Source organism: Maribacter sp. TH_r10 (assembly GCF_033101095.1).
GTDB lineage: Bacteria > Bacteroidota > Bacteroidia > Flavobacteriales > Flavobacteriaceae > Maribacter_A > Maribacter_A luteus.
In genome coordinates, this window is record NZ_JAWMPY010000004.1 from 83431 (window position 1) to 94884 (window position 11454).

Below are 11454 nucleotides of genomic sequence, written 5' to 3' on the forward strand. Positions count from 1 at the left end.
GCCTACATTTTTAATTCTCGTTTAGGAGCATCCATCTGCTTTGGCGTTGGTACCGGAATGGGTTCTTTTGTAACCGCCAAAGGTTGAACGTTTCCTGGTACCAATTCCCTGTTTTCATGACACCCAATACACCCACGCCTTTCATTGGGACGTAAATACATCCAACTACTGGGGCCTTTCACCACATTATTATTGTCATCTAGCGTTTGTAACCTGAACGGTGTATCGGCCTGTATCTTTATATAAAAGGAACCATCTTTTTCCGTTTTGAAAACGGCCATCGTAGAGTCTATTCCCAAGACCTCCATTTTACTCGCTTTAAATGCCGGTATGGTGGAATCCGTTGGTTGGGAATATTGGAAATTTATATCTTGACAGACCAATAATGCGGTCTTTACGTTCAAATCAACTTCGCTAGGTAATTTACGGGGGCGTTGCTTTTTTTGGACAAATACCGCTTCTAAAATATTATTCTCCCTATCTTCATAAATAGGCCGACCCAACTCACGGCTTTCAACATCAAATTCATAAAGAGCGAAGTGCAACGCATTTTCAGGACGATAACTGGACAACACCTTGTTATCGTGATATGGACTAATGGCGTGGAAATCCCCTTTTATTTCCGAAGTGAGGTTTTCTTCGGAATGCAAAGGGCGATTATAGGATAGGGATATCAAGTCTTTTTGGTTGTTCGAATTTGCTTCAACAAACAGAATTCTTCCATTATTCATTTCGGTTGCACCACTGGTTATATAATGGTCCTGTTCCATTTGATAGAACAATTCCTTTTTTGTTCCATCTGGTCGCATAATCATAAAATTAGCGGGCTTTTCTTCTGGCCGCATTTCTTTACCAATTGCAATTACCCGCCCCTCACTTAGAACCGTTGATGCGAAATACGTACTGGGATCATAAGTTACCTGAGCTAGGTTGGAACCATCTAAATTGCAAGAAAAAAGGGTGAATTCTGTATCAACTTTGGGGTCTTTACTTTTTACCTCCTTACTAAAGACCAACCTTTCGCCAGGCAAGTAGTCCGGATCTATACAATTATGGTCGGAAGATGTAATTTGCTTCTTTTTCTTATTGTGCAGATTCATTTCCCATATTTGCCACACATCATCTTGGTTCTTTTGGGCAGCGAACAGCATAAAATTACCGTTATAGGATATCTTAGGGGAACAGGCTGAATAAAAATCAGTGGTCAATTCATCCAAGGGTTCATTTGGAGTTGTAGTATTCAGTGCAACTATCCTTGATCCGGACATATATTGCAACTTATCACCTTTTGAATAATCCCTTGACTCTACATCTCCCTTGTTCTGGGTCATTACGATCATGTTCGTAAGAGGCTTTTGCTTGCAAGAATGCAATCCTATGACTCCAAAGCACAGGGCCAATACGATCAGATATGAATTAAAAGTGTTTTTTGGGAACATAATTCATTTATTGGGGTTCACGTACGGTTAAAATTTGGTTGGCATCGATTTTCTCCAAAACCTGATGTTTGCCCGAAGGCCATTTGATTTCTATACTATCGACTATAGTACTTTTGGCAAGACCAAAGTAAATTCTGGGGTCGTTTTGTGAAAGGTAACCTGTCGTACTTTTTTTCTGGGCCGTTTGAACCTTACCCTCGGCCGTGATCCTAACCCTGCTCCCAACACCATCGCGATTACTGGATTCCCCGACCAAGTTCAAGGAAAGCCAATTATTATTATTTCCTTTATTGTTTCTTAGAAAAACCCCTATACTATCCAGGTTAACGATAAAAATATCGGTATCCCCATCATTATCGTAGTCGCCCAAACAGGCGCCTCTTCCCACATGCTCTTCCTTAAAATATGAACTAAGGTCTATGGAAACATCCTTGAATTTTCCCTCTTGAATGTTTTCGAACAACTGATCTTCCTGCCCGTATAGGTGTTTTAACTCCCCATTGGATTTAAAAATGTCTACATCGCCGTCATTGTCATAATCAAAAAAGGACGATGACCAACCCACGAATTGTCCTGAGGCCACCGATATACCCGAAGCATAGGATTGATCACTAAAGACCCCATTCCCCATATTTTCATATAGCGAGCAATAATTATCATCCGAAATGAAAAGGTCCAATAACTCATCCCCATTAAAATCGGCAAAATCTACAGACATACTTACCGTGGCCTCACCTGATTGACTAAAACCTGTGCCAGACATGGTTCCCTTGTCGGTAAAACCCTTACCTTGATCATTATGCCAAAGATAATTTACGGTGTGATCGTTGGCCACATAAATATCAACATACCCATCATCATCATAGTCAGCGGCACCAACTCCCATGGCCCTTCCATCAATATCGACTATTCCCATTTCTTGGGTAACATCCTTGAAAGTACCATCTCCGTTGTTATGGTATAAAATATCAGGCTGACTATCATAAGCCAAAGGACCAGGAAAGCCATCCGGGGCATAATAATATTTATAGTCTGGATCAAAATTGAGATAATTACCAACATAGAGGTCTAAATGGCTATCATTATCATAATCCATCCAAACGGCACCAACACTGCAGTATTTGCCACCACCTATAGCGGCTTTTTCGGTTACATTGGTAAATGTTCCATCACCATTATTCTTATATAAAGTATTAGGCCCGTTATTACTTAGGTAGATATCAGGAAATCCGTCATTATTATAATCCCCAATGGTAACACCCATACTATACCAAGGGCCACCGACCTTTGCTTTTTTGGTAACATCCTCAAAAGTACCGTTCTGTTTATTCCTGTATAGATGGTTGGTCGGCATTACCTTCGGCTTCTCACTTTTACTGAATCCTTTGACCCACGTTCCACTACACACATAGATATCCATATACCCATCCTGGTCATAATCAAAAAAAGCAGCACCCCCGCCAACGGATTCTATAATATTCTCCATATGATCGGCCCCGATGGAATGTTTAAAATCCAGCCCGATTTCTTGAGCTATGGATTGAAAGAACTCTGAATTGGCCGCTGGAGGCTCTTTTATGGCATCTTGGTTTGATTTAGATGATTTCGGTTCAGAATTGCAGCCAAAAACCAAGAACAATACAATAGTTGATTTAAAATATTTCTTAATCGCAGCTATATTGATAAAGCTACCCCATTTGGCCGTACTCAAAGAACCAAGGAAAAATCGTTTTTGATGGTCAATCATATTACTTTTTGCTATAAGATTGAATCTGAATATCTTGTATGATTCATCTAGAATCAAAAAGAAAATCAAAATACATTAACTTAAAAAAACACAATGCTTTGACAATCTATTTTTTACAAACCCTAAATGGTTTATAATAAAGAATCATCCCCATCGTGCTCCAAAGTCAAAAATACATTTCTACATGGGTAGGAAAGATGACAAAAATCATATAATGCTAATTTTTTTAAGATTTTTTTAAGTAATATTTAATTTTAATCATCAAATCTCCTAATTCAATAATCAAACAATCAATTATTGTTCAATGTTGATATAACCTTAAGAATTTTGTCCTTCTGATCGGACTTTCCTTTTTAAAAAATCCCATAATCTTGGTCCCCTTCCATATTTCCAAAAAATACCGTCGATAAAATCAAGGCTTTAATCTAGTCAATTCCCTTCTTCATCTATTTCAATATGTATCTCTTGGGTTCCTTTGGATATTTGATTCGTATTTCAACTAAAATTGTTTACAACGACATGAAAAAAACAATCATCATATTTCTGGTATTACTCGGTCAGTTTGTGCAGAGTCAACAAACCTCAAGCGATACGAAAAAAATTTGGTCCTTAGAGGATTGCATCTCCTATGCCTTGGAGCACAACATTACCGTAAAACAGGCAGTTTTGGAAAAAAACAGCACGCTTCAGGACTATAAAGCAGCAAAATCGTCAAGATTGCCCAATTTAACCGGTTCTGCCTCACAGAACTTTACGAATGGTAATTCGATTGACCCTATAACAAGTGATTTTGTTTCCCAGAAGATCAATGCCACTAGTTTAGGACTGAACACCCAGGTTACCCTTTTCCAAGGGAATCAAATCAATAATGAAATAAAGCAAAACAAACTTCTGGTAGACCAATATTCCTTTTATGAGGAACAGGCCAAAAACAATATCGTCCTGAGTATAACAGATAGCTATATTCAACTGCTCTATAGCAAAGAAAACATAGCGATAGCCGAAAACAACCTGGTTGCATCACAAAAAGAAGAAGATCAGGCCAAGGCCCGTTTTGAAGCGGGATCCATTGCCTTAAAGGATTATACAGATGCGCAATCAAATACGGCCACGAATACCTATAACCTAATTACCGCTAAAAATGATTACGCCCAGCAGTTATTGACCCTAAAACAACTATTAGAACTTCCTAACGGCGCCTCGTTTCAAATTGCCGATCCGGCCGGTACCGGTGAGGATCTAATACCTGATTTGAACCAAGTCTATGGCCAGGCTTTGGAAAAACTTCCCGAAATAAATGCAAGTAAAATAAATATATCCGTCTCAGAAAAGGAATTGGATATTGCCAAAGGAGGGTATCTACCTACACTTTCATTAACAGGAAGCCTTGGATCCGGTTATACCTCAACCCAGGACTTTAATTTTTCCGACCAACTGGATTTGAACTTCAACCAAAGGGTCGGACTCTCTTTGAACGTTCCTATTTTCAACCGGAACAAAACGAAAACCGAAGTTGAAAACGCCAAGATAAATATTGACATAGCCCAACTGCAATTGGCACAAGAAGAAAAAGATCTATATCAAAAAATTGAAACCGCCTGGCATAATGCCACTGCGGCACAAAGCCAAATGGTAGCTGCCGATGTTGCACAAAATGCCGCAAGTGAGTCGTACCGATTGGCTCAGAAACAATATGAACTGGGTGCTTTGAGTACCACCGATCTTGTAGTAAGCCAAAACACATACACCAATGCCCAGCAAAACTACATTCAGGCAAAATATCTAAGTCTTTTATATACCCAATTACTTCAATTTTATCAAGGAAACGACATTAAACTTTAATCAAATGAAAAATAAAAGAAACATAGTAATAGGCAGTATTGTTATCCTTATCCTTGCTTTCACGGCTTATAGCTTTTTAAAGGATAATGATGATGTGGTTATCGAAGCAGAAACCCTTACCGTCAAAAAAGGAGACGTTACCACTATGGTAACGGCTACCGGAACCATAGAGCCCATAAATCAAGTAGATGTAGGTACACAGGTGTCCGGTGTGGTCGAGAAAATATATGTAGATTACAACAGTATAGTCACAGAAGGACAATTGATCGCAGAATTGGATAAAACCAATCTAAGGGCCGCACTTACACAAGCACAAGCTTCCTATGACAATGCCTTGAGCCAAAGGAACTACACACAAACTATTTTCGAACGACAAAAAACCTTATTTGAAAACAAAGTCATCAGTAAAGCCGATTATGATGATGCGCTATATAATTATGAAACAGCAAAGGGTACGGTGACCCAACGGTTGTCCGATTTACAACAGGCGAGGACTAATTTGGGCTATGCAAATATTTATTCACCTATAAACGGTGTCGTACTTTCAAGAGACATAGACGAAGGACAAACCGTAGCCGCAAGTTATAGCACACCTACCCTCTTTACCATTGCACAAGATCTGAAGGAAATGCAAGTTGAAGCCGATGTGGACGAAGCAGATATAGGTGGTGTCAAAGAAGGTCAAAGGGTTACTTTCACCGTTGATGCCTATTTAGGGGAAACTTTTGAAGGTACCGTAACACAAGTTCGTTTGGATTATACGGAAACATCCAATGTTATTACCTATACAGTAGTTATAAAAGCAGACAATCCTGACCTAAAACTTAAACCAGGTCTTACTGCCACCATATCCATATATACTTTGGAGTTAAAGGATGTACTGAGTACTGAAGCGAAAGCCATCAATTTTAAACCTACCCCATCTTTATTAATGGCCTACAACGAGCAACACAATATTGCAGTTGCCCCACCAAAAGGTGGCCCTGAACCAATGGAAGAAGGCGCAATCAAAGTTTGGATCCTTGAATCCGATGGCGCTATATCCCCGAAAGAAGTAACCCTAGGGGCGAGTGATGGCGTCAACGTACAGATTTTAAGTGGTGTTGACGAGGGAGACAAACTGGTATACAGTTTAAAATCCGAAAGTCCCATTGAACAGCAATCTGGTCCCGGAGGATCGGATGAAAGTCCGTTCATGCCTAAACCACCAGGAGCTAACAAGAAAAAGTAAACAGCCATGAACAAGGAAATCATTAAAATAAAGGATTTAAAACGCGAGTTTACCATGGGCAATGAAATCGTGCATGCCCTAAGAGGTATTTCGTTCTCCATAACTGAAGGTGAATTCGTTACCATTATGGGTTCTAGTGGGTCTGGAAAAAGTACCATGCTAAATATCTTAGGATGTTTAGATCAACCAACATCGGGATTATACGAGATAGACGGTGTTAGCGTAAAAGATTTGAACAGAAACCAATTAGCGACAATTAGAAATGAAAAGATAGGGTTCATTTTTCAATCCTATAATCTCTTAGCACGGACATCTGCCCTGGAAAATGTAGAATTACCCCTATTATACAATAGTAAGGTCTCTACCGAGGAACGCAAAGAAAGGGCCTTTAAGGCGTTGGAGATGGTAGGTTTGGGAGATCGTATGGACCATACACCTTCACAGCTCTCAGGTGGGCAACAACAAAGGGTGGCCATTGCGCGATCTTTGGTAAACAACCCTGTAATGATCTTGGCCGATGAAGCTACGGGAAACCTGGACACTCGTACCTCATACGAAATAATGTCCTTGTTTCAAGAGTTGAATGAAAAGGGTATCACGATCACCTTCGTGACCCACGAGCCAGACATAGCTACTTTTAGTAGTAGAACCATTGTCCTGAAAGATGGCAACATCATTAAGGATTACCTCAATAAAGATATTCAATCAGCGGCTACTGAATTAGCCTCATTACCATTAGAACCCCATTAATATGAGACTATTGAATTTATTTAAAATCGCCTTTAAGGCCATTGTTCTCAACAAGATCAGAACCCTACTGACCATGTTGGGCATTATCATAGGGGTAGCGGCCGTAATTGCCATGTTGGCCATTGGAGAGGGTTCAAAAGAAAGTATTCGAAGTACCATTTCGAGCATGGGATCGAATATGATTACCGTTAGACCCGGGGAAGATGACAGAGGGCCCGCAAGAGGAAGTGGTGGCGATGTGCAGACACTGACCCTTAATGACTATGAGGTGATTAAAAAGAAAACCACTATGTTAAATTACATTACCCCTGTTGTAAATGGTGGCGGACAAGTAATCAACGGGGCCAACAACTGGCCATCTACCATTTATGGTGTATATCCCGAATACCTGGACATTAAAGTAGTAGGCCTTCAAAGTGGAAGCATGTTTACCGATGCCGAAGTTCAATCAGCTTCGAAGGTTGTTTTATTAGGCCAGACGGTTGTAGATAATATATTCCCTGATGGTGAAGACCCTATTGGTAAACTGGTCCGTTTCAATAGTATACCGTTCAAAGTTATCGGGGTGTTGGAAGAAAAAGGGGAAAATACCTTTGGCCAAGACCAGGATGATGTGGTCATAGCACCTTTTTCCACGGTCCAAAAACGTATTTTGGCCATCGATTATTTAAACCAGATCATGGCATCGGCAACAAGTGAAAACGACGCTCCTCAAGCCGTGACGCAAGTTACCGAAATTTTACGCGCACAACACAAACTTCTGGATAACGAAGATGATGATTTTACGGTACGTTCTATGGAAGAATTGATTTCAACATTCAGTTCTACCAGTGAAATGTTGACCGTACTTTTGGTTGCCGTTGCAGGAATTTCTTTATTGATCGGTGGTATAGGCATCATGAATATCATGTATGTTTCGGTAAAAGAACGTACCAAGGAGATCGGTTTAAGAATGGCTGTAGGTGGCAAAGGTTCCGATATATTGATGCAATTTTTGATAGAAGCAATATTAATTAGTATCACTGGTGGAATTATCGGTGTAACCTTAGGCCTTGGTTCTACAATATTTATTGAGAAATTCTTACATTGGCCAACAAGTGTTGCCTTGTACTCGATTATCATATCATTTGCAGTTTGTGCCATCACAGGAATATTCTTTGGCTGGTACCCTGCAAGAAAAGCAGCTGCTTTGGATCCGATCACGGCATTACGATATGAGTAAATAAGAAAAGATGGAATTGAACCGTAAAAAATACTTATTCCCCGTACTTCATGTTCTGGCATGGTTGATTTTGTTCAGCATGCCCTACTTGCTGTCCCAAGGTCAAAATCAGATTTCACAGGTCGTGACCAGGACACTCATACATACTTGGGTACCTTTATTTTTCTATGCGTTCATTTTCTACGTTAATTACCTCCTTCTAATTAATAAGTTCTTATTTGAGAAAAAGACCATACTTTTCTTTCTTATCAATTTGATCCTGATCGGCACTTTTGTTTGGGCAAACCATGAACTCAAAGGATATCTTACCCAATCATTCGTAATAACCGACAATCCTGAAAACAAACCTCCAAGAAAGATTTTCTGGTATCTTGATTTTTTCGCTTCCCTTGTACCCTTGGCATTTTCAATCGCTTTAAAAACAACCGAAAGATGGTTGAAGACCGAGGCTGAACAAAAAGAAGCAAAGAATGTTAAACTACAGTCCGAGATCCAACATTTAAAGTACCAATTACAACCGCATTTCTTTTTCAATGCACTCAATAATATTTATTCCTTGGTAGATTACCAGCCCGAAACGGCAAAAAAGACCATTCATAGTTTGGGTAAATTAATGCGTTACCTCTTGTATGATACCGAGACCGAAAAGGTCCCCCTACGGAAAGAAATAGATTTCATGACCCAATACATTGAGCTTATGAAGCTCAGATATAGCGATAAGATCAAAATATCGCACGACTTTCCGAATGATTTGCCAAATATTGAGGTTGTACCATTGCTTTTCATCACTTTGGTAGAGAATGCATTTAAACATGGCGTATCCGCAAGCAAATCGTCAGATTTATCATTTGGGCTGAAAGTTGACGGAACCAAATTGACCTTTACGGCATCGAACCCCAATACCCCTAAGAGCACAAGTGACAAAAGTGGTTCCGGAATTGGTCTGGAAAATTTGGAAAAACGATTACAACTACTATATCCCAATAAACATCATTTCGATTATAAGGTTATAGATGGTATCTTTACGGCCATCCTAACCTTAGAAATCTGAAATAGATGAAACCTATACAAATTAGCTGTATTGTTGTAGATGATGAACCCATGGCTTTACAACTGATAGAAGGGTATGTTCTGAAAACCCCCTTTTTGGTCCTTAAAAAAAAATGTGACAGTGCCATAGAAGCTTTAAGCTTTATGGAAAATGAACCAGTTGACCTCGTTTTTCTTGACATACAGATGCCTGATCTTACTGGTATTGGACTTTCTAAATTGATTCCTAAAAGTACCCGGGTCATTTTCACAACCGCTTTTTCAGAATATGCCTTGGAAGGTTATAAGGTAGAAGCTTTGGATTATTTATTGAAACCTTTTGATTATGCCGAATTTTTATCGGCAGCTACAAAAGCCAAAGAATGGTTTTCCTTGATAAAAGCAAAAAAGCAAATGCCCACCATCAGCGAAAAAAAGTTCCTTTTCGTAAAGTCCGATTATAAACAATTGAAGATAAATCTAGATGATGTCCTGTATTTTGAGGGCCTTAAGGACTATATTAAAATATGGCTTAAAAACCAAACTAGGCCCGTATTGACCTTAATGAGCCTAAAAAGTCTACAAGAAGTACTTCCGCCCGATAAATTCATGCGTATTCACCGCTCATTTATCGTTGCGTTAGAAGCTGTGGATGTTATTGAACGAAGTCAGATTATTATCCGGGAACAACGAATAACCGTTTCGGAAAATTACAAACCGGATTTCTTGGCCTATATCTCTAAAAACAGCTTGGATTAATTTTCAACCCTCAAGACTTTTCAATAGAGTAGACCCCTATAATCCCAAATCTTCTTTAATATGCCCAACATTCAGATTTTGCAGTAATGTTACAATGTTAGGGTACATTTTTTCATGATATCCGAAATAACCATATCTAAGTTCCTCAATGGCCTTTTCCTTGGTCCAATCTTCAAATATTATTCTATATGCGGCAATTACCGCCCCTGTTCTATCCGAACCATGCCAACAATGAATCAATACGGGACTTTCTGCTACCTGAATGGCCTTTAAAGCCATGATAATTTGATCCTCGGTAAGTTTACCCGCTTTCAAAGGTAAATTCACCAGCTGTAGTTCGGTGCCATCGGCCTTTCTCCAGTTTTTATCCCACCTTCTAAGATTAATTACGGTTTTAACATCCAAGGCCTCAAGATTTTTAAACCCCTTTTTACTTGGCTGTTCCGATCTATACAATGAATCGTTCAAACGATAAAGGTTTTCAAAATTCCCGGAAGTGATCTTTTGAAACTTTTGCTCTTGTGCAGATAAAGCTAAACCTATAAAGAAAAATATATAGACCAACCACCTCTTACACCCAACCTTTTTAAAATCACCGTACCACATAAAATGTCCTGCTACATTAGTCCGAAATAATTTACGGACAACCGGATGAAAAAATTCATCCAATGATTAAAAATACAAAATCAAAAAGTAGGAATGTGGTCGTTCTACACCTATCCCTACTTTTTAATATTACTGGTAAAAAGTCTTTTACACTTTTAATCCTCAACGATACCCACAACCTCATAGGCCCTGGTACCATCTACTTGTACCCTTTCGTACAAAACGCCATTGGCTTCATATAGCAATTGCCCATCGTACTCAACTTTCTCATACTCATCGGGCAACTCATAAATAATGGTTCCTAGCTCAGGATACACCACTTCATATTCATCACCGATCTGGTCGTAATAAATACCGTCGAAATAGAAATAGTTTCTTCCCGCAAACACGATTGTTCTATAACCATTGGGTAAAAACCCTATTCGTAGACCTACCTTGGGGGCAACAGCTATATATCGCCCATTGTAGGATCTATAAAACCTGTTGTTGGCATAATAATAATTAACGCCCCTTGGGGAAACGACCACCCTCTTATTGGGAATAGACCTTGTTGCGACTACTTTTGCCCTTGGTTTCTTATAAGTTACCTTAGATCTTGGTACTCTTACTACTTTGGTGGTAGTCGTTCTTTTTACTGTGGTTCTTTTTGTTGCGGTTCTTTTCTGCGCATTCACTTCATTCGTAAAAGTCATTGTCAGTAACAAACCTAACATCATTATAACTACTTTTTTCATAATAATGGATTTTTTAATTGTTATCTATATTTTGTCTTTTGATGTTTTTTAAAACAAATGGTTTAGTACCCTACTCCGAATTAACACAATTTTAA

The 11454-nt window shown here is 39.1% G+C and carries 10 protein-coding genes; 6 read left to right on the top strand and 4 right to left on the bottom strand.

Features of this window, described 5'->3' with window-relative positions; translation table 11 throughout:
- Positions 1 to 2: 2 nt before the first annotated feature.
- Positions 3 to 1439 carry a hypothetical protein gene (locus tag R3X28_RS11545; protein ID WP_317664417.1) on the bottom strand — a complete coding sequence of 479 codons (1437 nt, stop codon included), beginning with the start codon at positions 1437 to 1439 and terminating at the stop codon, positions 3 to 5.
- A 7-nt stretch (positions 1440 to 1446) separates the two neighbouring features.
- Entirely contained in the window at positions 1447 to 3186 is a 1740-nt protein-coding gene (locus R3X28_RS11550; RefSeq protein ID WP_317664419.1) for a CRTAC1 family protein, read from the bottom strand.
- A gap of 519 nt (positions 3187 to 3705) precedes the next feature.
- On the opposite strand from R3X28_RS11550, the gene R3X28_RS11555 reads away from it, so the two are divergent.
- The 6 genes from R3X28_RS11555 to R3X28_RS11580 are packed head-to-tail and all read left to right on the top strand — an operon-like array spanning position 3706 to position 10019.
- Positions 3706 to 5028: a TolC family protein gene (locus tag R3X28_RS11555; protein WP_317664420.1), complete on the top strand. Its 1323-nt coding sequence runs from the start codon at positions 3706 to 3708 to the stop codon at positions 5026 to 5028.
- Positions 5029 to 5032: 4 nt separating this feature from the next.
- Positions 5033 to 6259 carry an efflux RND transporter periplasmic adaptor subunit gene (locus tag R3X28_RS11560; RefSeq protein WP_317664422.1) on the top strand — a complete coding sequence of 409 codons (1227 nt, stop codon included), beginning with the start codon at positions 5033 to 5035 and terminating at the stop codon, positions 6257 to 6259.
- Between the two features lie 6 nt (positions 6260 to 6265).
- On the top strand, positions 6266 to 7009 hold the full coding sequence (locus R3X28_RS11565) for an ABC transporter ATP-binding protein (protein WP_317664424.1): 744 nt from the start codon (positions 6266 to 6268) through the stop codon (positions 7007 to 7009).
- A gap of 1 nt (position 7010) precedes the next feature.
- On the top strand, positions 7011 to 8231 hold the full coding sequence (locus R3X28_RS11570; protein ID WP_317664425.1) for an ABC transporter permease: 1221 nt from the start codon (positions 7011 to 7013) through the stop codon (positions 8229 to 8231).
- A gap of 10 nt (positions 8232 to 8241) precedes the next feature.
- Entirely contained in the window at positions 8242 to 9282 is a 1041-nt protein-coding gene (locus R3X28_RS11575; protein WP_154366447.1) for a sensor histidine kinase, read from the top strand.
- Between the two features lie 5 nt (positions 9283 to 9287).
- Positions 9288 to 10019 carry a LytTR family DNA-binding domain-containing protein gene (locus R3X28_RS11580; protein WP_317664429.1) on the top strand — a complete coding sequence of 244 codons (732 nt, stop codon included), beginning with the start codon at positions 9288 to 9290 and terminating at the stop codon, positions 10017 to 10019.
- Positions 10020 to 10055: 36 nt separating this feature from the next.
- Here the strand turns inward: R3X28_RS11580 and R3X28_RS11585 are convergent, their stop codons facing one another.
- Together R3X28_RS11585 and R3X28_RS11590 are read right to left on the bottom strand one after the other, a co-directional pair.
- Positions 10056 to 10487: a fused DSP-PTPase phosphatase/NAD kinase-like protein gene (locus R3X28_RS11585; RefSeq protein WP_317664431.1), complete on the bottom strand. Its 432-nt coding sequence runs from the start codon at positions 10485 to 10487 to the stop codon at positions 10056 to 10058.
- 293 nt (positions 10488 to 10780) lie between these two features.
- Positions 10781 to 11359 (bottom strand): DUF6515 family protein, encoded by a 579-nt coding sequence (locus tag R3X28_RS11590; protein ID WP_282054203.1) that lies wholly within the window; start codon positions 11357 to 11359, stop codon positions 10781 to 10783.
- Positions 11360 to 11454 lie beyond the last annotated feature (95 nt).

Excerpts from the sequence above, each read along its gene's own strand:
- R3X28_RS11550 (WP_317664419.1), bottom strand. The coding sequence starts at position 3,186 with ATGATTGACCATCAAAAACGATTTTTCCTTGGTTCTTTGAGTACGGCC.
- R3X28_RS11565 (WP_317664424.1), top strand. The coding sequence starts at position 6,266 with ATGAACAAGGAAATCATTAAAATAAAGGATTTAAAACGCGAGTTTACC.
- R3X28_RS11545 (WP_317664417.1), bottom strand. The coding sequence starts at position 1,439 with ATGTTCCCAAAAAACACTTTTAATTCATATCTGATCGTATTGGCCCTG.
- R3X28_RS11575 (WP_154366447.1), top strand. The coding sequence starts at position 8,242 with ATGGAATTGAACCGTAAAAAATACTTATTCCCCGTACTTCATGTTCTG.
- R3X28_RS11570 (WP_317664425.1), top strand. The coding sequence starts at position 7,011 with ATGAGACTATTGAATTTATTTAAAATCGCCTTTAAGGCCATTGTTCTC.
- R3X28_RS11560 (WP_317664422.1), top strand. The coding sequence starts at position 5,033 with ATGAAAAATAAAAGAAACATAGTAATAGGCAGTATTGTTATCCTTATC.
- R3X28_RS11555 (WP_317664420.1), top strand. The coding sequence starts at position 3,706 with ATGAAAAAAACAATCATCATATTTCTGGTATTACTCGGTCAGTTTGTG.
- R3X28_RS11580 (WP_317664429.1), top strand. The coding sequence starts at position 9,288 with ATGAAACCTATACAAATTAGCTGTATTGTTGTAGATGATGAACCCATG.
- R3X28_RS11590 (WP_282054203.1), bottom strand. The coding sequence starts at position 11,359 with ATGAAAAAAGTAGTTATAATGATGTTAGGTTTGTTACTGACAATGACT.